This window comes from Romboutsia sp. CE17, from assembly GCF_012317385.1.
Taxonomy (GTDB): Bacteria; Bacillota; Clostridia; order Peptostreptococcales; family Peptostreptococcaceae; genus Romboutsia_E.
In genome coordinates this window covers 777,084-803,464 of the sequence record NZ_CP051144.1, presented here as the reverse complement: position 1 = coordinate 803,464, position 26,381 = coordinate 777,084, and the positions used below count along the sequence as shown (strand labels likewise).

General features: G+C 25.6%; 24 protein-coding genes. 3 read left to right on the top strand and 21 right to left on the bottom strand.

The genetic code is table 11. The annotated features are described in order from the left end of the window. Nucleotides 1-182 precede the first annotated feature (182 nt). The 5 genes from HF520_RS03865 to msrA all read right to left on the bottom strand — a co-directional run bounded on the left by HF520_RS03865 (nt 183) and on the right by msrA (nt 7,733). The gene (locus HF520_RS03865; RefSeq protein ID WP_168572775.1) at nt 183-1,379 is read right to left on the bottom strand and encodes a sensor histidine kinase; all 1,197 of its coding nucleotides are present in this window, start codon (nt 1,377-1,379) and stop codon (nt 183-185) included. A 216-nt stretch (nt 1,380-1,595) separates the two neighbouring features. Continuing rightward, entirely contained in the window at nt 1,596-3,581 is a 1,986-nt protein-coding gene (locus tag HF520_RS03860) for a GTP-binding protein (RefSeq protein WP_168572774.1), read from the bottom strand. A 176-nt stretch (nt 3,582-3,757) separates the two neighbouring features. Next, nucleotides 3,758-5,713: a sensor histidine kinase gene (locus HF520_RS03855; RefSeq protein ID WP_168572773.1), complete on the bottom strand. Its 1,956-nt coding sequence runs from the start codon at nt 5,711-5,713 to the stop codon at nt 3,758-3,760. 126 nt (nt 5,714-5,839) lie between these two features. Continuing rightward, a complete protein-coding gene (locus HF520_RS03850; RefSeq protein WP_168572772.1) occupies nt 5,840-6,697 on the bottom strand; it encodes a thermonuclease family protein in 858 nt (285 codons plus the stop codon). A gap of 109 nt (nt 6,698-6,806) precedes the next feature. Next, a complete protein-coding gene (gene msrA, locus HF520_RS03845) occupies nt 6,807-7,733 on the bottom strand; it encodes a peptide-methionine (S)-S-oxide reductase MsrA (RefSeq protein WP_168572771.1) in 927 nt (308 codons plus the stop codon). Nucleotides 7,734-7,904: 171 nt separating this feature from the next. On the opposite strand from msrA, the gene HF520_RS03840 reads away from it, so the two are divergent. Further along, complete coding sequence (locus tag HF520_RS03840; RefSeq protein WP_168572770.1) at nt 7,905-8,717, top strand: carbon-nitrogen hydrolase family protein; 813 nt, start codon at nt 7,905-7,907, stop codon at nt 8,715-8,717. Nucleotides 8,718-8,899: 182 nt separating this feature from the next. Then, nucleotides 8,900-9,586: an HAD family hydrolase gene (locus tag HF520_RS03835; protein ID WP_168572769.1), complete on the top strand. Its 687-nt coding sequence runs from the start codon at nt 8,900-8,902 to the stop codon at nt 9,584-9,586. 83 nt (nt 9,587-9,669) lie between these two features. Here HF520_RS03835 and HF520_RS03830 read toward each other — a convergent pair whose 3' ends face one another. From HF520_RS03830 to hcp, 13 genes are all read right to left on the bottom strand, one after another. Beyond that, complete coding sequence (locus tag HF520_RS03830) at nt 9,670-11,637, bottom strand: [FeFe] hydrogenase, group A (RefSeq protein WP_168572768.1); 1,968 nt, start codon at nt 11,635-11,637, stop codon at nt 9,670-9,672. Nucleotides 11,638-11,750: 113 nt separating this feature from the next. Then, entirely contained in the window at nt 11,751-12,482 is a 732-nt protein-coding gene (locus HF520_RS03825) for a hypothetical protein (protein ID WP_168572767.1), read from the bottom strand. Nucleotides 12,483-12,602: 120 nt separating this feature from the next. Next, nucleotides 12,603-13,751, bottom strand: coding sequence for an XRE family transcriptional regulator (locus HF520_RS03820; protein WP_168572766.1), 1,149 nt, complete (start codon nt 13,749-13,751; stop codon nt 12,603-12,605). 138 nt (nt 13,752-13,889) lie between these two features. Next, complete coding sequence (locus HF520_RS03815) at nt 13,890-15,086, bottom strand: alanyl-tRNA editing protein (RefSeq protein WP_168572765.1); 1,197 nt, start codon at nt 15,084-15,086, stop codon at nt 13,890-13,892. A 47-nt stretch (nt 15,087-15,133) separates the two neighbouring features. After that, nucleotides 15,134-15,775 carry a hypothetical protein gene (locus HF520_RS03810; protein ID WP_168572764.1) on the bottom strand — a complete coding sequence of 214 codons (642 nt, stop codon included), beginning with the start codon at nt 15,773-15,775 and terminating at the stop codon, nt 15,134-15,136. A gap of 120 nt (nt 15,776-15,895) precedes the next feature. Next, entirely contained in the window at nt 15,896-16,819 is a 924-nt protein-coding gene (locus HF520_RS03805; RefSeq protein WP_168572763.1) for a PfkB family carbohydrate kinase, read from the bottom strand. 268 nt (nt 16,820-17,087) lie between these two features. Further along, nucleotides 17,088-17,852, bottom strand: coding sequence for a DUF6241 domain-containing protein (locus HF520_RS03800; RefSeq protein ID WP_168572762.1), 765 nt, complete (start codon nt 17,850-17,852; stop codon nt 17,088-17,090). After that, the gene (locus HF520_RS03795; RefSeq protein ID WP_243155188.1) at nt 17,849-18,337 is read right to left on the bottom strand and encodes a sigma-70 family RNA polymerase sigma factor; all 489 of its coding nucleotides are present in this window, start codon (nt 18,335-18,337) and stop codon (nt 17,849-17,851) included. Before HF520_RS03795 ends, HF520_RS03800 begins: the two co-directional genes overlap by 4 nt. 77 nt (nt 18,338-18,414) lie before the next feature. After that, complete coding sequence (locus tag HF520_RS03790; RefSeq protein ID WP_168572761.1) at nt 18,415-19,278, bottom strand: RelA/SpoT domain-containing protein; 864 nt, start codon at nt 19,276-19,278, stop codon at nt 18,415-18,417. An 18-nt stretch (nt 19,279-19,296) separates the two neighbouring features. Further along, nucleotides 19,297-20,754, bottom strand: coding sequence for a DEAD/DEAH box helicase (locus HF520_RS03785; protein WP_168572760.1), 1,458 nt, complete (start codon nt 20,752-20,754; stop codon nt 19,297-19,299). Nucleotides 20,755-20,948: 194 nt separating this feature from the next. Continuing rightward, on the bottom strand, nt 20,949-21,134 hold the full coding sequence (locus tag HF520_RS03780) for a DUF1858 domain-containing protein (protein ID WP_168572759.1): 186 nt from the start codon (nt 21,132-21,134) through the stop codon (nt 20,949-20,951). Further along, complete coding sequence (locus tag HF520_RS03775; RefSeq protein ID WP_168572758.1) at nt 21,134-21,694, bottom strand: hemerythrin domain-containing protein; 561 nt, start codon at nt 21,692-21,694, stop codon at nt 21,134-21,136. Before HF520_RS03775 ends, HF520_RS03780 begins: the two co-directional genes overlap by 1 nt. A gap of 22 nt (nt 21,695-21,716) precedes the next feature. Then, the gene (hcp, locus tag HF520_RS03770; protein WP_168572757.1) at nt 21,717-23,354 is read right to left on the bottom strand and encodes a hydroxylamine reductase; all 1,638 of its coding nucleotides are present in this window, start codon (nt 23,352-23,354) and stop codon (nt 21,717-21,719) included. Between the two features lie 253 nt (nt 23,355-23,607). Between hcp and HF520_RS03765 the strand changes: the two genes are divergently transcribed. Then, on the top strand, nt 23,608-24,450 hold the full coding sequence (locus HF520_RS03765; protein ID WP_168572756.1) for a L,D-transpeptidase family protein: 843 nt from the start codon (nt 23,608-23,610) through the stop codon (nt 24,448-24,450). Nucleotides 24,451-24,598: 148 nt separating this feature from the next. Here the strand turns inward: HF520_RS03765 and HF520_RS03760 are convergent, their stop codons facing one another. From HF520_RS03760 to HF520_RS03750, 3 genes are all read right to left on the bottom strand, one after another. After that, nucleotides 24,599-25,102: a GNAT family N-acetyltransferase gene (locus HF520_RS03760; RefSeq protein WP_168572755.1), complete on the bottom strand. Its 504-nt coding sequence runs from the start codon at nt 25,100-25,102 to the stop codon at nt 24,599-24,601. Between the two features lie 12 nt (nt 25,103-25,114). Then, the gene (locus HF520_RS03755; protein WP_168572754.1) at nt 25,115-25,615 is read right to left on the bottom strand and encodes a hypothetical protein; all 501 of its coding nucleotides are present in this window, start codon (nt 25,613-25,615) and stop codon (nt 25,115-25,117) included. Between the two features lie 222 nt (nt 25,616-25,837). Continuing rightward, on the bottom strand, nt 25,838-26,236 hold the full coding sequence (locus tag HF520_RS03750) for a hypothetical protein (RefSeq protein WP_168572753.1): 399 nt from the start codon (nt 26,234-26,236) through the stop codon (nt 25,838-25,840). Nucleotides 26,237-26,381: the final 145 nt, after the last annotated feature.

The following is a 26,381-nucleotide window of genomic DNA, read 5'->3' as shown; positions in this document are numbered from 1 at the left end:
GCGTATTTTATTTTTATCTAATTATATAAGTTTTTTAAGCTGTATATTACATATTTTATATAAATTTTATGTATACTTAAATATAACTAATTTATTCATATCTCCTATATAAAATAAAGCTATAAATAGACAATTACGTTTTATCTATTTATAGCCTTATTTTTAGTAAATTTATTGTATTCTTAATTAGAATATATGTCTGAAAATTCAATATCACATTTTTCAATTTTTGAATGAGATGCTTCCCTAATATTAGTATTCGTTTTATCTTCTACTACTTTTTTATTAGGAAGTTCAAATTTAAATTCTGAGCCTTCATTTATTTTACTATTAACACTAATACTTCCTCCATGCATTTCTACTAATGATTTAACCAAAGATAAACCTATACCCTCACATCTTCTACCAATTCCATTGCTATCTTGAACAAATCTCTCAAAAACTGTTTTAATTCCTTCTTCAGATATTCCTACTCCATTATCTTTAACAGAAATATAAACTTTATCTTTTTTTAGATTAATACTTACCTTTATTTCTCCTCCATAATCTGTATATTTTATAGCATTAGATAATAAATTAAGTATTATTCTTTCAATCTTGTCAGGATCACATCCTATAATAATCTCCTCTTCATCTGTATCAAATATTAAATTTATGCCTTTCTCTTCAGCATATTGGCTTATAGACATAGTAATATCCTCAACAATTTCTACGATGTTTTGATTAGTCCTTTTTATGTTATAATAACCTGCATCTATCCTTGTTATATCTACTAAATTATTAACTAATTTTAAAAGCCTATATGAATTTTGTTTGATAACATGATTATATTTTTTCAAATTAAAATTTTCATCATAAAATATATTATTTTTTTCTATATTTTTATTTATTAACTGCATAGTTCCTAAAATTATATTTAAAGGTGTTTTGAATTCATGAGATAAGTTAGCAAAAAATTCATTTTTCATACTTTCTATAGCTAAATTTTCTTCTAAAATCTTTATCTGATTTTTCATTGAATTTATATTTTTATCACTTATTGATTGTTCATCTTTTAAAATGATTATTATATATTCCTTCTCTTTATATTTCTTTAATATAAATTTTCCACTAACTGTAAAAGGATTAGAATTTTTAGGATATATCTTTAAATTATTGATATCATATGATTCTTCATAATTACATTTATTTTTATTTGAATTTATATAACCTTCTATGTTTATGCTATTATAATTAATTAAATTTTTAATATTTAATTTTTTTACTTCTTCTTCATTATACTCTAATCTATACAATAGTTCGCTGTTACATTTTAAGATTGATCCCTTGATATCGCTTATTAGAATATATTCTTCTATTATATCAATTAAATCACCCATTATCTTAATTCCCCTTTTTAAACGGCATTTTTTGATTTTTTATACCTTAATTCTAATATATATTTTTTATTATCTGATATATTATAATGAATACTTCTATCTATTGACTTTATTTTATCCTACTACAATAACTTTCTACTAATGTAAGCCTTTTTCCTTCTTCATTTATAAGTTTATGTACTATATTTTAAATTTTTTCAAAATTATCTATTTGTATTAATATTTTAAACAGTGCATATGATTTTCTACTTCACTTGCTTCTACACTATACGCTTGTCCTTTTGAACAGAATATAGAACTTGAAGTATAGTCTATATCTGCATTTTTATCATAATTTCTTTTCTCTAAAACTTCATTTGTATTATGACATATGTCGTATCCATCTTGGATATATGATATACTTCCTGTACCTTTGCTAAAAGATATTATTTCCATGGCATAATCCATAAATGTGCTTACGGGACCTCTTCCATTTATCATAGCTATATCATTAATAATTTGAGGCTCTTCAAATTCTCCACTCATTCTTTGTATGTCAGATAAAACTCTTCCTATGTAGTCTATACTTATTTCTATCTTAAACTTATAGTATGGTTCTAATAAAATACTCTCAGCCTTTTCTATACCATGTCTTAAAGCTCTAAAAGTAGCCTCTCTAAAATCACCTCCACTAGTATGCTTATTATGAGCTCTTCCATCTAGTAAGGTTACTTTTATATCAGTTAAAGGATACCCACCTAAAACACCTCTATGATTCCTTTCAAATATATGAGTCTTTACTAAGTTCTGATGTCCTAGTTGTAAGTTATCAACTAATGCTACGCTCTCAAATGTAATTCCACTATTTCTTTTTATTGGCTCTATTTTTAAATATACTTCTGCATAATGACCTAATGGTTCAAAGTGACCACATCCATTTGTAGAATTATTTATAGTCTCCTTATAAAGAATTTCACACAGCCCAAACTCTATATCTATATTAAATCTTTTCTTTACAACATCTTTTAGTATTTCTAATTGTATTTTTCCCATAATATGTATACTTATTTCTTTTAAATTATCGTCATAAATTACATTTAATGAAGGTTCTTCACTATTTAAAATTTTAAAATACCTATATACTTCATTTATATTTAAATTTTTATCAAAAATAACCTTAGACTTCATATTAGGATTAATTTCAATATCAACTTCATCTATATAATTCTTCTCTTTACTCTCATTTATGTTAGAATTAAATATATAATTTCCACTTAAAGCATTATTAAGTCCTGTTACTGCAAACAAATCACCTGCAACTATACTATCTTTACTTATAAATTTATTTCCATTATAAATTCTTATTTGATTTATTTTTTCTGTGATATTAGAGTACCTTACCTCATCCTTTACCTTTAAGCTTCCTTCTAAAGCTTTTATAAATGTAATTCTAGTACCATTTTCATCATGAATAACTTTATAAACCTTCCCAATAAATTCTTCACGATATTCATAATTAGTTACTGTAAGTATATCTAGCTTCTCTAAAAAACTATCTATTCCAATATTATTTAAAGCCGATCCAAAAATACATGGATAAATTTTACCTGCCTTTATCATAGCTTTCATCTTTTCAAACCATATTTTATAATCATAATTTTCGTCTAAATATTGTTCAAATAAAACATCATCTCTTTCAGCTATAAACTCTATTAAATTATTATCTAGCTCATAGTTATTATTACTATTAAGTGAGTTAGTAATATCTATAATATCCTCGCTCAAATTGAGCTTTATATTTTTTATAACAACTTCCTTATTCACATCAACACGATCCATCTTATTTATGAATATAAATGTAGGTACTTTATATTTTTTTAATAATCTAAATACTGTTTTTGTATGTGATTGAACCATTTCAGCTCCACTCACTATTAGCACTGCATAATCCATTATTTTTATAGATCTTTCCATTTCTGGTGAAAAATCTATATGCCCTGGTGTATCAATTAAATAGTAATTAGAGTCATTATATTTAAAACTTCCTTGACCAGAAAATATTGTTATCCCCCTAGATTTTTCTATATCATGGTCATCTAAAAAAGTATCTTTATGGTCTACTCTTCCTAACTTTCTAATAGCTTTTGTACGATAAAGTATTTGCTCAGAAAATGTAGTTTTACCAGCATCTACATGAGCTAATATTCCTATAGTTTTATTCATTTTACACCTCTTACCTTATTGTTCATAATTTTATTATATCATAGTAAAATAAATATAGGGCATGCCCTAAAATAGATTTAAGCTTATCTATCTTAAAACATACCCTGTCTTAATTTTCATTCATCCTCTGAAATTAAATATTTTTTATTAATTGCTTAGGAATATATTTAAATAACCTATTCATCTTTCTTATATATATCTGATAATTCTATTTTACTAATATAATCTAATGGCATCCCTATAGAATTATAATTTGGATTTTCTTGATCAACGAACACTTGAGGTATTTTTATTGTAAATTTTGTTCCTTCGTTTACTTTACTATCTACTTCAATTGTTCCACTATGCCTATTTACTAATCCTTTAACTATAAACATACCAAGACCACTTCTTTCATTAGCTCCTTCAAGAGCTGGATAAATCTTCGCCTTTCTGAATTTTTCAAATAAATGAGCTTGTAATTCTTCTGACATTCCTATTCCATCATCTATTACTTCTATAAGTATATCACTATCACTCTTTTTCACATTAACAAATATGTGTCCACCGCTATTAGTAAATTTAATTGAATTAGATAAAAGATTCAGCATTATTTTTTCAATCTTACTTCTATCTATAGCTGTAATTATTTCTTCTTCTTCTGTATCAAATATTATTTCTATATTATATGAATTAGCTAAATCAACTACAGACATAGTTACGTCTTCTATTACATCTACAATGTTTTCATTCTTAAAAATAGTATCTATATATCCAGTTTCTATTTTACTAACATCGATTAAGTTATTTATTAATCTAAGTAGCCTATTAGAATTTTTATCAATTAAATTAATTTGTTTATTAAAAAAATCTTTATCATATTTTTCAGCATAAACTCTTAATTTCAATAATTTATTTGCATTTATTATAATATTTAAAGGTGTTCTAAGTTCATGAGATATAGTTAATATAAAATCAGTTTTAATTTCATTTCTTTCTATAGATTCATTTAAATGATCTTTATCATTTAAAACTTTTTTCTTATTTAGTATAAATAAGTATATTAATACTATTATTGAAATAATTCCTAGCCCTACTATTACCCATATTATTATTTCCATGTATTTAGGTACTAATAAATCAAAAGGACCTTTATTTATAACTATGCTGTGTTCAGGTAATAATAAAGGATTTATATTATATTCTCTTAATGATTTATAATTAAATATTGATGTGATATAATTATTATAATCAGGATTAACTACCCCGCTAAGTTTATTATTTAATACTTTCTCTACTAAGATTGCACCTTTTCTACCTATTTTTTGACCATCATTGACTATTCCGCCAATTGCACCTTCTCTAACATAATGTTCTATATTTGTATATATAGGAACATTCGTTATAGATTTTATTCTGTCAACTATATTTTTGCTATTAAAAAAATCTTCCTCTAATATGTATCCATTAATACCACATAACAAAATAGCAGATGAGCTTGGTATCTCTTTTATTTTATCCTCAATCTTATCAAATGAATCTGCTTTGATTATTTTTATGTCTATCGGTTTATATGTAAGATTCTCTATTTCTAATAAATTTGATTCTAAAGGCTTCCCAAATATGCTATTATTCATAATCACGTAAATTTCATTTATATTTTTACTTAACTTAATAATATTATCTAACAAAACAAGATTATCTTGATATTCAATTATACCAGTCATATATTTTCTTTCATTTTCATTTAAGTTAATATAATTATTTATTCCAACAAAAACTATAGGTTTTTCATACATAAAAGATTCTTTATTAAATAAATTTTGTCTAGCGAAATTTAAAGCTTCATCATCAATTGTTAAAATACAATCTATATTATCTTCTATATATTTTAAATTTAATACTTTCATAAAGCTATCATTATATATTTCTGATTTGTATGAAACTGCATCTAAAAATTCCACTCTTATATTAACATTTTTTAAGTTGTTTTTAATTACTTCAATTATAGACTGCTCCCATTCACTTTCTATATTATATGATCCCAATATTAATACTTTTTTATCACTACTTGCAAAAGATGTATTTCCTAATATAGTAAATAAAATTAATATTACCAATAATAAAATACTAAATCTTTTTCTACAACTCATAGTCTTAACTCCTAATCTTAATTTAGTATAAAATTATTTTATGTTTTCATATATTATTAATACTGTAAAAGTTTTCTATTAAAATAAAAAATGTTAGATATCAATATTGATATCTAACATTTTTTATTATTTATAACAAGTTTTGCATGCTGAGTAACCTAAACTCTCAGCTTCACTTTTGTTCATTTTAATTGCATTCTTCATTCCATGAGCATCTGAGCTTATGTGATATTTTTTAGATGAAGAGTTAGCATATACAACATTAGTATTATCGTTTGAAGAGTTATTTATATTAGTACTATTTTTGCTAGGGGCTAAACTTTGATCAAATCCTTTATCAGTTACATAACCATCTATTGCCCATATATTTTGTTTGTTTTTTTGAGCTTCATATTGAGCTTCCTTCATTTTATCTAAATGTCTAACTGCATCATATATATATCCAACTCTTGCTAAGCCTTTTTTAACTACTTCTTCATTATACATTTTATAGTCTTTATTGCCTGTAGAATCATACCATAGATAACCCAAATAACGTCCATATTTATCAGTTTTAGCACCATCAGTTTCTACATATACATTATCACCTTCTTTAAGGTTACTCTTAGCAAAATCAGTCGCAACATCACCTAAATACTGTTTTTCTTTTGTATCTTCCGGTGTATCTATAAGAAGTATACGTAAACTTTCTATAGTTCCATCATCAAAATTCAATTTTACAGTATCTCCATCTATAACTCTCTCTACCTTAGCTTTTAAAACATAATTCGGTATATTTCCATTTTTCAATGCGACCTTAAGCTCATCATAAGAAAGTACATCTGAATCCGTATATGTATCTTCTACTTTAGACTGTTCTTGATCTACCTTATCTAATGCTTCTATGCTTTTTAAATCACTACTACATCCCCCTATAAAAATAGATGCTGATAGTAATCCTAATAATAATCTGCTTTTAAATTTCTTTAATGTCCATAACTTCATAATATGTCTCCTTATTAATTGCTTTCAAGTATAACTTTATTATACCATAATACAAAAAATAAAAGGATTATAGAAAATATTCTATATAACCCCTTTATTTTAATTATTATTATTCAAATATATATAAATAGTCTTCATATCCCATTTCTTTCATTTTATCTTTTGGAATAAACTTAAGTGATGCAGAATTAATACAAAACCTTATTCCACCAAGTTCAGATGGTCCATCATCAAAAACATGTCCTAAGTGTGAATCTCCTTCTTTACTTCTAACTTCTATTCTATCCATTCCATGCGATAAGTCTCTTACTCCAACTAATGACTCTTTATTTATTCCTTTTGAAAAACTTGGCCATCCACATCCCGATTCAAACTTATCCTTTGAAGAAAATAATGCTTCTCCACTTACTATGTCTACATATATACCTTCTTCAAAATGATTATAGTACTCATTTTGAAATGGAGGCTCAGTCATATTATTTTGAGTAACTTCATATTGAATAGGTGTTAAATTTTGCTTTGCCCAATTTTTTTTAACAAAATTGAATCTTCCTGAACCTCTATAATATCGATTGTAATGCTCTGGATTTTTTTTATAATAATTTTGATGATATTCTTCTGCTTGATAAAATACTTTTAAAGGTAGTATTTTAGTAACAATAGGTTTACTATATAGTTTACTTTCATCTAACTTTTGTTTAGATTCTTCTGCTAGCTTTTTTTGTTCTTCATCAAAATAATAAATAGCAGTTTTATAATGTTCACCTCGATCATTAAATTGCCCACCATCGTCAGTTGGGTCTATTGCTCCCCAAAATATTTCTAGTAGCTTATCATAGCTTATAAGTTTATCATTATAAACTATACATACTGCCTCTCTATGCCCTGTTTTACCAGAACATACTTGTTCATACGTCGGATTTTCTACATCTCCTCCAGTATATCCTGAAGTCACGCTAATAACTCCATTATATTTATCAAACGGTTTTACCATACACCAAAAACATCCACCTGCAAACACTGCCTTTTTTAACATTTCTATATCTCCTTATTATTTTTATCTATTATAAATTATTTGTTATATATTTTTTATTCCCATTTACTATTCTTGTTAATCTAATTTATTCTATCTGCCATAATTCTACATTAAATCTGTAATATTCTATGGTACCATCATATTAAACTCTTAAAAATTAAGGAGGTTTCTATGAATAGATTAAAAGTTTCAATAGTTCAAATGTTTATTGAAAAGGATAAAATAAAAAATTTAGAAAAAGCTAATAACTTTATAAAAAAATCTGTCAAAGATGAAGCTAACATGGTAGTATTACCAGAAATGTTTTTATGTCCTTACATTGAATCAAATTTTCCTATTTATGCGGAAAAAGAAGGAGATTTTTCATTTTCATCGCTATCAGAAATGGCTAAAAAAAATAACGTATATTTAGTTGCTGGATCTGTTCCAGAAAAAGATGATGAAGGTCATATATATAATACATCTTATGTATTTGATCCAAATGGTAATAAAATCGCTAAACATAGAAAAGCTCATTTATTCGATATTGATATTAAAGGAGGACAACATTTTAAAGAATCTGACACTTTAGATGCAGGAAATAAAGCAACTGTATTCGATACAAAGTATGGAAAAATAGGCCTTTGTATTTGTTATGACTTTAGATTTCCTGAGCTATCTAGATTAATGGTAGATAAAGGAGCTATGGCTATAATTGTTCCAGCTGCTTTCAATATGACTACAGGTCCTGCACATTGGGAGCTTTTATTTAGATGTAGAGCAGTTGATAATCAAGTATATACAATTGGTTGTGCACCTGCTAGAGATTGCAATTCATCTTATATTTCATATGGTAATTCAATAGCTGTATCTCCGTATGGTCAAGTATTAGTTAATATGAATGAAAAAGAAGGTTTTAGTATTTGTGATTTAGATTTTGAATATGTTAATAAAATTAGAGATGAGCTCCCATTATTAGCTCAAAGAAGATTAGATATATATTAATCAAAGATATCAACATATATATTCTATCAGTTACCATTTATAAATCCCTTCAGATTTTTATCATATTTTTCTATATTTAATTCACTCTTGTAAATTATCTTCTCTTTATCTTTATATGTTTGAATTAAACCTTTGGCAAATGTATAATCAATATATACTAAAATATATGGGGGTATAATAAAATGTATCAATGTTGTATATTTGATTTAGATGGAACTTTAGTCGATTCAATAAAAGCAATTAATCATACTATTAATTTGACTTTATCTAAATATAGCTTAGGTCCAATAGATGAAGAACATTGTAAAGTGTTTGTTGGAGATGGTTATAAAAAATTAGTAGAAAGAGCATTAATTCATTGTGGAGATAAAGAATTAATTCATTATGAAGATGGTATTATAACTTATATGGATTACTTTAAAGTACATTGTATGCATGAAGTAAAACCTTATGATGGTATAAAAAATTTATTAAGCTACTTAAAAGAAAACAATATAAAGATTGCTGTATTATCTAATAAACCTCATGAAAGAACTCTTGATAATATAAGAGGTATATTTGGAAATGAATATTTTGATTATGTTTCTGGAGAGAAACCTAATATAAAAATAAAGCCTGATCCAGAAGGCGCAATAATCATCACAAAGGAATTAAATGTCTCACCTGAAGATTGTCTATATATTGGAGATACTAATACTGATATGAAAACTGGTATTAGTGCAAATATGAATACAATAGGAGTAACTTGGGGATTTAGATCTCGTGAAGAATTAGAAAGCTATAATCCAAAATATGTAGTTGATTATCCAAATGAAATAATTGATATAATAGAAAAAAGTAAACAGCTAAAACTTAATAATTCTTATTAAATTTCATTAATGACTGTTTTATTATATAAAAATAGCGATAAAGATAAAAGTTCATTTTATCTTTATCGCTATTTCTTATTAATCTATTTATCATCATTTCTTATATGGTCATGTCCTTTTTTAGGTCTAGCAAAATATTTTGTATGAAGTAACTCATGAGCTTTATGGCTTAGTGGATGATCTAAATATTTATCATATATAGCTTTAACTGCTGGATTTTCTTTTGATACTCTAAGGTCTTTACTTCTATCTATTGCATTTAATCCATCTCCTCTTTTTCTTAAGACTTCCTCTTTATTTTTTCTAACCTTAGGTTGTCCACCTCCACCTACGCATCCACCTATACAAGCCATTATTTCAATAGCATGGAAAAATTCTTCTCCTGCTCTTATCTTATCAAGCATTTTGCCTGCTTCTTCTAAACCATGTGCAACCCCTATTCTAAGCTTAATATCCCCTACTTCAACATCACAAGCTCTAAATCCATCCCAACCTCTTAAAGCATGAAATTCTACACTTCCGATTCTTTCACCTGTCATATTTTCAAGCGCTGTTCTAAGAGCTGCTTCAATAACTCCTCCAGTTCTACCAAATATAATACCAGCTCCTGTATATTCACCCATTATTTGATCTATTTCTTCTGGCTCTATTTCCTTTAGATCAATTCCAGAATCCCTAAATATTTTTATTAATTCTCTAGTTGTTATTACATAATCAACGTCATAGTTCAGACCTCTTGAAAACTCTGGTCTTGAAGCTTCATATTTCTTAGCTATACAAGGCATTATTGCAACAGATGTAATATCATCCCTAGTCATACCATTTTCTTTAGCCCATATATCTTTTGCAACAGTTGCAAACATCTGCATTGGAGACTTAGCTGATGATGGTACATCTAACATATCTCCATAGTTTTGTTCTATAAACTTCACCCACGCTGGACAACATGAAGTCAGTATTGGAAGCTTTACTTTTTTATCACCTGCAAAATATTTTTCAAGTCTATCCTGAAGCTCTGCAGCTTCTTCCATTATTGTTAAATCAGCTGCCCATGTGGTATCAAAAACATAGTCAACTCCTAAGGCTCTAAGACCAGCAGCTAATTTTCCTTCAACATTATCACCAGGCTCAAATCCAAATGCTTCCCCAATAGTAACTCTTACTGCAGGAGCCATTTGAGTAATTACTACTTTATTAGGAGTAGATAAATCTCTTATAAATTTAAATGTATTATCTCCTGCTGTTATTGCATCAACAGGACATACAGATATACATTTACCACAGTGAGTACATCTATTATAATCTATATAATGTTGTTTTCTTGGTTCACCAATTATACAATCAACAGGACAAGCTCTTTTACAAGCTCCACATCCTATACATTTACTTGTAATAGTAAGTTTTATAAGATGATTGCATTGAGATGTATAACATTTATTTTCATCTATATGTTCTTCTATTTCATGATAAAATTTTTCTATAATTTCTTCCATTATATTATATCTTTGATTTAGCTTATCTTTTACTGAAGATGCTAGAGTTCTTAATAAATATACATCTCTCATATTAGAACGCCCTTTGCTAATTCTATCTAGTATCCTCCACATTCTTTTTATTTCAGCTTCTACTAAATTATACTTTTCATAACTACCTTCTTGCATTTTTCCAAGTAAATAATCTATGTAATATCCAGCATACTGAATTATACAGTCTTCTTCTGATAAAATTATAATTGTTCTAGTAGTATTTTTATCAAATAGGTTAAAATCTAATTCTTCATCTAAGCTATCTTTACTTAAAAATCCACCAAATGGAATCCCCAGTTGTGCAGCCTTAAAGTTACTTTTATTTAATATTCCTCCACACATATCTATAATTTCATTTAACGTTGCTCCCTCTGGAACTTCTATTATTCCTGGATTATTTATTTTGCCTGAAACTGCAACTTTTCTTTTGCTATCTTCAGTTATTTCTCTTAACTCATCATCACTAAATACAGAGAATACAGATCCTCTTGCACTTTGTATCATTGTGGGATTTTTATCTGACATAGTTTACTCTCCTTAAATGTTAATAAATTCATCATATATTTTTAACATATCCCATTTATTTAAAGAGTATACTTATAAAAAATTAATTAGATTTAATATTATTATATTAAACTTTATAACCTATCTTTTATTATTCTTATCATATTTTCTTTATTTTCACTTAACTGTACTAACCTGTGACCATTAGCTCCTGATGGATGGGGGAATCCTCTTAATATTTGACTTTCTTTAATTATATTCTTATTAACTAAATTATCTAATACTTCTTCTACTGCTTTGCCTAAAGGAATAATCAATACTTCATTTAAATTTTCTATATTATAGCTTATATTTTCATATACATATTTCATAAGAAAATCACTTTTAATTAATTTTGGGCTATGACCAGTATAATTATTTCCCTTTGAAAATACTGAGTATGGTATTAAAGATGTTGTATGAAGAAGATAATCTTTATCTTTAAATAATTCATCACAACTTAAGATTCCTAAAGCCTCATTAAGCTTTATTTCATCTAACATTGATATTATATTCTTTCTCAAGCTACCACTAAATCTACCTGCAACTTTACATTCATATTGTATTTCTTCTAATGACTTATCCTTTTCAATTCCATACCTAGCTGTTGCCAATGCTGTACTCATTTGTTGAAATCCTGGTGTTATTCCAATTATAAATACTTTTGCATTTTGATTTATATATTCATTATGAGGAGCATAATAAATTTCCAAATTTCCATCTTTGTCTATTAAAAAATTTTCTGTAAGTATTTCTTCTTTAGTATATTTACTTTTTATTGGTAATGATTTTATTTTATCTATGTATTCATTTAATGTATATTTCATTCTTTACCTTCCTAATTTATAAATTTTTGTAATTTAATTTTTCTTCTAATAATTTAAATAATAAATAAGGACTAGAATTAAATCTAGCCCTTATTTATTATTCTTTATAATATATCTTATTTATTTTCTCTTTTTATTTTTAAAATCTACAACTTTTACATTGTTCTTATTACTCGACTTATTTTTTGCAACTTTTGTAGCTAATGTACCTTCTTTTAGACCTATTAATAGCTCTATATCTTCAGGATACATATCTATACCATAATTAGATAAATTATCTATTAAAGTATTTTTACTCATTATATTATTTTCAAATAGCAAATCAACAGCAGTTTTTAATGTTTGTGGTGCTATTCCTTTTATATTATCATCTAATGGCTCTTTTTTAAGCCATCCTAATTTATTCATTTCATTCATTAAATAATTATATTTTTTATAATTTATGGCACCTAGTGTATATGCCCTAAATATTAATATTGATATTGGAACTAACCACTTAGCCTTTAGCTCTATATATGCATCTAATTCATTAGGATTAATTAAATCTTGTAAAAATGTATCCTTTGGTAATAAAAATGCACATGCAAATTCATCCGCATTAAATTTTTTTGATGGTATATTTAATTCATTAGATATTATATATGCTAACTCATAAGCTAAATCATAATTTCTTATTGTAGCTGATTTTTTATCATTTCCTAAAGCTATTACATACTGATCTTCTTTATTTAATTTTTGCTTTTGAGTATATGGTGATGCTCCCTTTCTATCTATATTTATAGCAGATAAAAGTACACCATTGCTCTCTAGTAAGCTTACCATATTCCCTATTGCTTTATCTCCTAAGCCCCAATATCTCCTAGTTTTAGTAGCCATTTCTTCTATATCATCACTTTTATTTAGGTTATCTGGCAAATTAAGTTCTGGAAACTTTATATAACCTTGCATAAAATTGTATATTTTATGAGTCATTATCAATTTTTCTCTATATGATATTTCTTCGTTTCTAGGTATTGTTGATTGAGGATTAAAATGACTTCCTTCAACAGTTACTTTTATATTCTCTTGTTTGAAAAAATATTCTCTTGGAAATCTAAGATTATTTGATAATTTCATAGTATTTTCTGGAGTTGGCTTATATTTATTTTCTTCAAATGCAATTATATCTTTTTTATTTATGTTAATTTCTTTCGCAAGTTGATCTACAGTTTTTCCTCTATATATTCTAGCTACTTTTAATTTGGCTCCGTTGAATATTTCTTTTTTCATGATTAATCTCACCTTCCGTATAATATGTCTACGTCCTATTAACAATAAAAATGCTCTGTTTATCGATGATATCCAGAGCACTTTATTTACATGTTTTTTATAATATCATATTTATTATTTCTCGTCAATTATATGCGTTTATATTATTTCTTCTATAGTATCAATAGCATCTTGAATTACTTTTTCAAGATTTTTAAAATTAGTACACGATCCTTGTGCTAAATTAATACTTCCTCCACCTTTTCCATTAACTACTTCTAAGGCTTCTTTTATTAAGTCATTCATACTTATTTTACTTAAATTCTTAGATGAAGCAAAAACTAAATTCGATTTGTCCTTATATTTAACTCCTATTAGAACTATTCTATTATCTTCTTCTACAATCTTACTAGCCATTCTATTTATGTACTTAATATCTTCATCTTCATATACTTTATCTGCTACTAATATTCCTTTATAATTTTTCGAATTTTTAAGTATTTCTTTAATTTCATAATTAGACACTTTATTTTCTAATTTTTTTCTTATTTTATTACCTTCTTCTATTTTCTCTTCTAAACCTCTTATAACATTTAGTGCTTCTTCTTCTTTAGATTTAAGATGTCTACAAATCTTTGTAAGATAAACGTCTCTTCTTAAAACATCATCTATAGCTCTTTTTCCTGCTAAGAATTCTATTCTTGTAGATTGCCTATTTTTTTCCCATCTTTTAATTTTTATAAGTCTTAGTTCTCCAGTTGATTTTGGATGAACACCACAACAAGCGTTAGTATCTAAATCTCCTATTCTTACTACTCTTATATCTTCATCTGTATCTGGTAAATCCCTTCTTACCCATATATCTTTCAATTCATCTTTATTTGGTGTTAAGATTGTAAGAGGTATATTCTCTCTTATTATTTCATTCGCATAGTTTTCAATTTCTCTGATTTGTTCTTCTTCTAAATATCCTTTTATATCAACAGTACTAAAATCCTTTCCTAAGTGAAATCCTGTAGTATTCGCTTTATATTTAGTGTAAAAACATCCTGATAATACATGCTGTGCAAAATGCTGATGCATCCCATCTTCTCTTCTATCCCAATCTATAATACATTCTACAGTATTTTCACTTGGCTTATCATTTAATACGTGATAAATTTTTTTATCTTTCTCATATACTTCTAATACGCCTTTACCATCAATTTTTCCCAAATCACAAAACTGACCTCCACCACCTGGGAAAAATGCTGTTTTATTTAATACTATGTGAAATTTATTATCTATTTCTTTTAATTCCACAATATTTGCTGTAAATTTTTTTATATACTGATCTTCATAATATAACTTCTTCATTTGTTTTCTCTCCAGTCTAATTATTTCTTTTCACTGAGTCTATAATACTACATATTTAATGTTTCTTCAGTAATCATATTTTTAACTTCCATTGTTTTGGTATTTAGTGTATACCATCCTATAGTTGCTATATGACTTTCGTCTTCATTTTCAATTATCTCATATAAATGAATTGTATAAATATCACCTTCTACATTTACTTCTATATGTGGATTTTTTACATTATTATACTTATTTATAATGCTAAGTGCATAATTTATATTTGCATTATAATCTGAATAACTAACTAAATATTTGATATTATTCTTAAATTCTATATATACTTCTTTACTTTCTTTATCAATACAATATCTAGCTTGCCATATCTCTTCATTTCCTAACTTATAATAACTAGCATCTATTCTATAATATACTTTAGAATCAATATTAAACTTATCAGTATATCTAGTATTACTTCTTATATTAGAATATAATACATAGTATGATTTATCTCCTATAGTATAATTATTATCAGCTAATATAACATCATATCCTTTGTCAATATCACTAATTATATTTTTAGCTTCTTCTTCTAATAAACCTTTTTTATCAAAAAATATAAAGTATAAACACATACACATTATTAATGCTATAATGCCAACTATGTATCTATACCTATACTTTAACTTACTATCATATTTATTTCTCATATTTAAAATCCTTTCTATAATTTAAATAAGCTTCTTTGTAAATATTATTAATGTATAATTAATAATATTCTATATATAGTCATATATTTAAGCTTAAATTATAGATTGGATATTTTATTATTATCCTTTTGCTTCTAAATAATCATATATATTATAATCTTCTATTTTAAAATATTTTTCTTCTAATCTACTTTCCTCTATACCTACCACCTTAGCTGCAACATTATTAGCAAAATAACAACAATCACCTAAGCTATATCCCATAGAATATGCTACAATAATAGCTCCAATATGACTATCTCCTGCACCCATTGTATTAACAACCTGTGTTTCAAATCCATCTATAAATCTATATTCACAGTTGCTAGCACACATAACTCCATCTTTTCCCAATGTTATAAAAACAGTATTTTGAGTTATTTTATTTATTGCCCTTGCAGCTTCCACTATACTTTTTTTATCAGTAAATTTTAAAGCTTCATCTTCATTAATATGTACTATAGGTCTTAATCTAAGCACTGTTTCTAAAGTATCTTTGTCAATTTCTAAAATTCTAGAACCTGGCCTAAAAAATATATTTTTATCACTTACTTTACTTAACCATTGAGAAATCATTTGTCCCCTTTTTCCTTCTAACTCATATCCTGAAATATAAATATTATCATATTCATCTATATTTATCTCTTCAAACCAGTTATTTTGATAGTTTTGTTCTATTCCCTTTATTGTAATGAAACTTCTTCCTTCATTTGATTTTGCTAAACATAAACGGTATCCATTATCTTTACTATTATCTCTTATTTTAATCTCATATCCACCTTTTTTTACTTCTTCTTCCATTATACTCCCATAAATTCCACTTCCTTCTGGAAATATAATTGTATGATCTATACCAAAGTTTTTAAGTATTGTTGCTACATTATAAGCAGATTCACTTATAGTTACAGTATGATTTTTACACACAATATCATGACCAGTTCTTGGTAAATTATCTATATTAGTTATTGCACCAACATAAATATTACCTATAATTAAAGTTTTCATCTATTGCCCCCTATTTCTAAATCTTACTAATATTTTATATATTGAATTTGAATTAATCAATACTTCTTTGCATGCAAAAAGTATTATTGAATAAATATATATTCAATAATACTTTTTATTAAATATTATTAAATTTATATTTCTTTATAAATCTAATAACACCTTTTTTAAATTTACTTTTATGTATGATGGAATTTGTTAATATTAGTTCTACAAATATAAGCTAAACAATATTTTTAATATTATTTAGCTTATATTAATCAAAGTTCTATTCAGATTTATTTTTAAAATATTTTTCTAATATTTTATTTATCATTGAATCATCTAAGTTACTTGCAATACCTACGCTTCCATCTAATAAATCCCATACATAGTTATGTAATTCAACACCATTAGAGAAATCACCTTGAGACCATTTTGTTAATGCACCTCTTAAATATAACCTTATATGATTGTCATCTATTAAATCTACACTTTTTATAGCTACTTCTATAGTCTTTGGTGTAATCTCCGTATTCCCCCACTTATGGTCAGCTTCAACAATTGTATTTGCCATTGAGTGAATTAAATCCAATGCTTCTTTTGATGTTTTAGGTATCTTAACCTCGTCCTCTTTTATCATATTAGGATCTTCTATTATTTCTAATTTTCCAGACTCATTTACATCAACTTTTGGTACAACTTTATTTAATCCAATTAATTCCATCATAAAATCTATATTAAGAGATTCATTTATATTTTTAAAAAATTTGTATACAGGAGGTATTTTATAAGTTAATGCAGGATTGTATAAAGATGCAATACTACCTACTAATAAAAATAAAATTAAAATATTTCCTATTAGTACCTTATCAAATTCATTTTTCTCTTTTGCTACTCTTTTTATACATTTTTTAGATATTGAATTTAAATTTGGAATTTCAATATAATCTACATTACTTAGATTTATATTAAAATCTTTGATATCTTCTTCTATCTCTAATTTAGTTTTCTTATCAATATCAAAACTGTCAAAGTCTATTCTCTTTATCATACACACTCCTCCTTTAACAGTTCTTTTATTTCTTTAAAAGCTCTCCTTGTAAAAGTATTTATTGTACTCTGATTTATATCTAAAATTTCACTTATTTCTTCATCTGTAAAGTTACAGTAATACCTAAGTACTATAACACTTTTTACCTTTGACTCTAAAATATCAATAGCATTATATAAGTCTATATTATGTTCTTCTATTTCAAATTCACTTTCAATCATTCCAAAGTACTCTAGAAAATAGTCAATTTCATTTAATAATATCCTAGTTATCCATATTTTAAAATTACTTGGAGACTTTAATTTATGAATATTTTTAAATCCATTATATATAGTTTCTTCAAAAATCTTTTTAGCATCTTCCTCATGTTTTGTATGAAGATATGCTATTTTATACAAATAAGGAGTGTACTCTTTAATTAAAGAATAAAAGGCTCTTTTATTTCCCTTTATAGCCTTTTTTATAATATCGGTATTATTTTGCATAAATTTCCTCTCTAGTGCCATAATTAAAATAAAGCATTGGAACATAGTATCTAAAAATATTCCAATGCAACATTATTTTACTCTTTTTTAAGTATTTCATCAATATCTCTTATTAAACTTTCTTTTTCAATATCTGAAATACCATTTTTTTTGAGGATTTTATTTTTTAAATCATTTATTTTTTCATCTTTTTCTTTAATTTTATCTTCGAATTCAATTTCAACCTCTTTTAAGCTTTTACTCATCATATTAATTAAAGATGCCATTTCATCTGAACTTCCAGCTATTCTGTTTAAAAGCATTAAGTTTTGACCTAAAAGTTCAGGGATATTATCATGAGAATATCTCAACTGGTGATCAATTTCTCCATAACCTTCTTCAAAAATAGTTCTAACTTGAACCTCCGCAATTAGCTTTTTATTAGTCGGATAAGATTCAACTAAATAGTGCACAGACCTATATCCAGATAATCTTGAACATACTTCAATGTCTTTAGCTTCAAATTCTTTTGTATTATCACCTTCTCTTATATTTGCAACAATCTCTATAACATTCCACATACTAGTTATAAAATCATGTATTTCTTCCCAATCTTCTTTAAATATATGAATAACTCTTATTCCTAGTAAATCTGTTATCTCATTTTTATAGTTATCTACTGTAAATTTAAAATCTTTTCCATATTTTTTCCTTCTTTCAGGAGTCTTTCTTATAACCTTCTCGATTAAATGTCTAGCATCTTTCACCCTTGTCTTTACAGAATGAACCTTAGATTGAGCTCTTAGTATATTTGCAATTAAATCCGCTTGAGTTTCATAACTTTGTCTATATTTATTAAAGTCTTCATATATTGCTTCTAAGTCATGCCAATCTATTTCTAATTCTTCTAATTCTTTTTCATCTATTTTATACATAGTATAAAATTGTTCTTTATTAAGCATTTGCTTCCTCCTAATAAATCAAAGTTTATTATCTTTTCTAACCTTAACTAATTTTTTCTTTATATTAATTTCTCTATGCTTTTTTAAAAATTTACTTCCTTTATTATTTAATAAATCTACATAAGAGCATAGTTCTTGTACTTCTATAACTCCTATGTCTTCATTATTAATACCTTCAATATTACTAAGAGCTCCTACTATATCTATTACTCTTATTTTCTTTTTCTTACCTGCATTTAAATATATCCTAGTCACTTCTAAATTAGTTTTTTTATCTTTGTTTTTTTCTTTTCCTGTATTTAATAATTCCTTTTCTTTTACTTTAAATTCAATTTTTCCTCTTTTAACTTTTTGATCATCTAACTCTTTTATTTCATCTAGCTTTGAATTTGTATATTCTTCTATTTCATTTAAATATTTTTCTTCATTTTCACTAACCAATGTTATAGCTTTTCCAAATTTATTATATCTTCCAGTTCTACCGATTCTATGTATATAATTTTCTTTATCTTTTGGAACTTGATAATTTATTACTAAGGATATATCATCTATATGTATTCCTCTTGATGCAACATCTGTGCTTACTAAAATATTAAACTTATATTCTTTAAAATCTTTTATTGTAAATAATCTTTTATCTTGAGACATATCTCCATGAAGTTGTCCAACTAAAAATTTATCTTTTTTCATTTTTTCATGTAAATCTCTAACAGCGTCTTTTTTATTTGCAAATATAACTACAGAATTTGGACATTCATTATAAATTATTTTCTTTAATACTTCATATCTATTATCTTCATTTACTTTTATATATTTTTCTATAATTTGTTTTTTAAAATTATTTACTTCATCTTGATTTATATCTACATATTTAGGATTTGTCATATATTTTGAACATACTTCACTTATATTATCATCTATAGTAGCCGAGAATAATCCTTTTACACATTCCCTAGGGAGCCTATTTAATATAGTCTCCATATCTTCAGCAAAACCTTTATTTAACATTTTATCAGCTTCATCAATTATAAAAAACTTTAGTCCTTCTATATTTATAGTTTTTCTTCCAATATGATCTATTATTCTACCAGGTGTGGCTACTACTATATGTACTCTTTGCTTTAACTGTGAAATCTGATCTTTTATAGGTTGCTTCCCAAATATAGCAATGCATCTTATTTTCTTTAATCTTCCAATTGAAGATATTTCTTCTTTTACCTGAAGAGCCAACTCTCTAGTTGGAACAACTATTAATCCTTGAACAGTATTATCATTAATATTTATCTTTTCACAAATTGGAATCGCAAAACTAGCTGTTTTTCCACTTCCAGTTTTAGACTTAACTATTATATCTTCTTTATTTAATAGAATTGGAATAACCTCATTTTGAACTCTAGTAGGAATATTATAGTTTAAACTATTCAATGAACTTAATATTTCTTTATCTAATTTATATTTTTTAAAATTATTATTCATTTTTTACCACCTTATTTTTATATACACAATTAATTATTATATCATAAATATATTATTAAATTTTTATACTTTAAATAATTAAATTTATCGCAATTTATTTTTAGTATTCTAAGTCTTATCTTATGAAGTTATATATAATAAAAAAATAGCTATATAATATAAACTATTATATAGCTATTTTAACGATTTAAAAATTATTTGCTATTTAATTTATCTAATACTTCTTCTAATTTAAGATCATGTATAAAGCAAGCTTGTTCTAATGTTTCCATTGTTGCTGAAGGACATCCTAAACATCCCATTCCAAAGTCCATTAATATATCTGCTGCTTTTGGATTTATTTCTAATATTTCACCGATTGTGTTGTCTTTTGTTATCATTATAAAATCTCCTTTATATATTTTCTTTCTAAACTTTCTAATATTGCTATATTTTTTTCTTTCACTTCTATATTATTATCTTCATAATTATTGCATTCTATATCTACTATTTCTAATATTTCTTTACTTAATTCTCTTTCAGCAAATTTGTATATAACTCTGTCCTCTTTATCAATATGTCTTTCTAATAAATTTGTATATGAAATTGCATTTGCTATTACATCTAATTTGGCTTCTTTATCACCATTCTTTAATTTTTCTAAAGCTATACCTAGATTTCTCATATATAGTCTACCATAATCATGTTCTACTAACATTCCATGATTTATAACTTTATTAGCAAGATCACCTAAGTTATCTACCATCCTATTAAATAATATTTTTTCCTCTTTTTTATGATGATGTGAATCTGCATAATTTTTTACAAAGTCTATTATTAAATAGAAATCATCATAATTAATATTTTCGCCTTCCATTAATTTAAAACATACTTTTCTTATAACTTTAAGCATCCTAGTTATATATTTATGCTCTTCATTCATTATATCTATAGCGTTCATATATTTCTCCTTCAAAAGCTAATTATCCTAAGAACATTTTTAAATCATCTTCAACATTAGTTATTCCGCCTATCCCAAAGTTTTCAACTAAAACTTTAGCTACATTTGGTGATAAGAATGCTGGTAAAGTTGGTCCTAAGTGTATGTTCTTAACACCTAAATATAATAATGATAATAATACTATTACAGCTTTTTGTTCATACCAAGCTATATTAAATGCTATTGGTAATTCATTTATGTCTTGTAACTCAAATACTTCTTTTAATTTTAATGCTATAAGAGCTAATGAGTAAGAGTCATTACATTGACCTGCATCTAATACTCTAGGTATTCCATTTATATCACCTAAGTTTAGTTTATTATATTTATATTTTGCACATCCTGCAGTAAGTATTACTGTATCTTTTGGTAATTTTGCAGCAAAGTCAGTGTAGTAATTTCTAGATTTAGCTCTTCCATCACATCCTGCCATTACAAAGAATTTCTTTATAGCTCCACTTTTAACAGCTTCTACTACTTTGTCTGCTAGTGCAAATACTTGATTATGTGCAAACCCACCTACTATTTCTCCAGTTTCTATTTCTGTTGGAGGAGCACATTTTTTAGCTTGCTCTATTATTTCTGAGAAATCTTTATTATCTTCACTTATACCTTTTATATGCTTAACTCCTACAAATCCAGCTGCTCCTGTAGTGTATATTCTATCTTTGTAACTATCCTTTGGTGGTACTATACAGTTTGTAGTCATTAGTATTGGACCATTGAAGCTTTCGAATTCTTCTTTTTGTTTCCACCAAGCATTTCCATAATTTCCTGCAAAATGAGAATATTTTTTAAATGCTGGATAGTAATGAGCTGGTAACATTTCAGAATGAGTATAAACATCTACTCCTGTTCCTTCTGTTTGCTTTAATAATAACTCTAAATCTTTTAAATCATGTCCTGATACAAGTATTCCTGGATTATTTCTAACTCCTATGTTAACTTTAGTTATTTCTGGATGTCCATAAGTTCCAGTATTTGCACTATCAAGTAGTGCCATTCCATCTACCCCTACTTTACCAGTTTCTAAAGTTAAAGCTATTAATTCATCTATAGATAAGCTATCATCTAAAGTTTTAGCTAAAGTTGCTTGCATAAATGCATTTATATCTTCACTGTCATATCCTAATGCATTAGCATGCTTCATATAAGCTGACATACCTTTTAAACCATATGTTATAAGTTCTATTAAACTTCTTCTATCTTCATCTTTAGTAGATAATACTCCTACTTTAGTTGATTTTTCATCCATTTCTTCTTTTGACGTTGCATTCCATAATGCCGCTTCTGATAAGTTTTCTTTATTTTCTAATTTAGATAATAAAGCCTCTTTAACGTCTAAAGTTTCTTTAACCCTTAAGTAAAATACTTCATCATCAAAGTTAGCATTAGTTATTGTAGTAAATAAATTTATAGTAATTAAGTGATTAATATCTTTATTTACTTCTTTTCCTTCTGATCTAAGTCTTGTTGTTACTTCTGATAATCCTTTAGTTGTATATATTAACAAATCTTGCATTCTTGCTAAATCTGGTGATTTACCACAAACTCCAAACTTAGTACATCCTGTACAACCTGCAGTTTCTTGACATTGATAGCAAAACATTAAGTTTTCCATTTTTTATTCCTCCAAATTATAATGTTTATTTTATATACACATTATATATTCAAATACAAAAAAATTCTGTAACATATGTTACAAGTTAATATTTTTAGATAATATTTTATAAGCAATTCATTTTTTATAACGATATATAAGTGTTACATCTAATTTTGTAGTAATGTTAAATATTACTGTGCTATATAAAATACTTCACAAATAGATAAAAAATTTCATATGATATTGTAAAAACTAAATTTAGAGGTGTAGTATGAGAAAATATAAAAGGCAAGAACAGGATTCATATAAATATACTTTAGCTAATCTAAATCTAAGGGATAAAAAATCCACATCTGCTAATATAATAACTGTAATACCTGCAGGATCTAAAGTTGAAGTAGTAGATGCTGAAGAAGATTGGTATGATGTAATATATAACGGCCAAAAGGGATATGTATACAATGAGTATCTGTCAGTAACAAAATTTACTTGGACAAATGTAATTTTAAGATCTTACCCATCTTCTGAATCAAATCCAGTTACTGTAGTTCCAGCAAAATCTAGAGTTCAAGTTTTATCAGTAAATGGTGATTGGAGCCATGTTATATATAATAATCAAGAAGGTTATATATTTAGCTACTTCTTATCTGATGACGGAAATCCTCCAGAAGGATACAAATTTGATTATTTTTACACTGATATGACTAGATTTGTAAATGAGAATAATATCAAAAGCCCAACTATGAATTTAATTACAACAGATTTAAAAAATAAACTTACTTATATTTTTGAAAAAGGTAGTAATGGTCTATGGATCTTACTTTTTAAATGGGATTGTACTATTGGCAAGCCTAGCACACCAACTATAAAAGGTACATTCTATGTAAGTGGTAGAAAACCTTACTTTGGCTCTGATACTTATAGTGTAAAATATGCAACTAGAATCCGAGGTAGTTACTATTATCATTCTATTTTATTTAACTCTGAAGGAACTGAAATAATTGATGATAGATTAGGAATGGCTCTAAGCCATGGATGCATTAGACTTGCAGTAGAAAATGCTCAGTGGATTTATGATAATGTGTTGGATACAACTACTATAATTATAAATTAATTTAATTATTATATTTTATAAAATAAGATCGGTAATAGTAAATTACCGATCTTATTTTATAAATCTTATTTAGATTTTAAATAAAACTTTTATATAAATACCTTGTTTAGATTTTTCTAAAGCCTTATATGCTAAAAATTAATAACTACTATAATAATTTTTCAAAAGCAATTCTTTCACTATTATCTGTTAATAATATTCTGCCACACTGCTTGAAACCACATTTTTTTAGAAGATTTTGCATTGATATATTATCCTTATGTGTATCTATTTTTATACTACGGATATTATTACTTAAGCAAATTTTTTCTAATTTATCAAAAACTTTTCCTGAAATACCTTTTCCTTTACAGTTAGATTGTACTGCTACTCTATGTATAACAGCATATTTATCATAACTTAACCATTCTCCATCATAAATTACATTATATGTTTCCTCTCCATTAAATGATAATGACGCTGTAGCAATTATATCATCATTACTTACTAATACATAAGATTCTTCATTATTTATATCATTTTTTATAGTATCATGATTTGGATAACCATTTTGCCATTGATCTATACCATTTTCTTTAAAATATTCCTGTGCTTGCTGTATTATATTCATTATACTGTTTACATCATGTTCTGTTGATTTTCTTAAATTCATATTATTCCTCCCTTAGATATCTACAATTTTATTTTTATAATTATAAAAATTGTATCCATTAAATTTATTAATATTAATAAATTTAATAAAGAAGTCTTTTTCAATACTTATCTTTTGAAGGTCTCCTGATCTGCCTTTAGCTCCAATATAAGATAGATATCCATCCCTATTATCTCCAACTTCTATTAAGTATTCTTTAAATAAATAATTTTTATAAATTGTATATCTTTGACTTCCATTAATAATTCTTTCAATACTGTATTGATTATTAAGACCTTTGTTAAGAAGTGCTATTCCTATTTTACTTTTATCATCACAAGTAGAAAAGACTATTGCCTTTGTCCCACTTACGTATTCTTCCTTAAGTATTTTGAAATTTTCTCCATTATAATTCAAACTTTTGCAAATATATTTTTCTATACTTTTTTCTGGTATTGAATAAATATTATTATGAGCAAAAAAAACTAATATAAATGTAATGCTAACTAGCACTACTCCCATTATTTTCTTCATAATTCCCCCTAATGTCACTAAAATATTTTATATTTAATTATATCCTATTAATATTTATTTTGCATGTTTTTTCTATTTTATATTAATTTCATAAAAAATCTACATATAGTAATAGGATTCTATTATATGAATTTTGTATAATAAAAAAAGACTATCTTACATAAGATAGCCTTTTAATATATTATAAAAATTTACTTGATATAAAATATATTTTAATAACAATTAATATTTATATTCTACATATAAGCCATACAAAATAGACATTAAACCTATTTCTAATATAAACAAAATTAAACTATAAAAAAAAATACTTAATCCTTCAAACCAGTTAAAAACTATAGCTGATGGTATAAACAAGAAATTTGCACATCCTATCCATATAATTGAATTAAAAATAAACTGTTCTTTAATTAGTTTTTTATCTATAGGAAAACAAGCTAAATCAATAAATCCCAACACTAAAGAGACTATAAATACTTGAAATACTATAGAAACTTCTATACTATTTATACCTTGTAATAATTTCACCATAGATATAATAATTAGTAGTGCAATTGAGTATAATGCAGCATGCATCTTAATATTCATTCCATACTTATAAAGTCTTGAAATTTTTTTCAATACCTAAACCTCCTTATTGATAGGATTTTTATTATATTATTTATATATGATAAATATATTTATATGACAGTAATAAATATATTTATTTATAGAAATTATTAATTGATATATTTGTTAACGTAAAAAAAGATTTTGAATACTATAT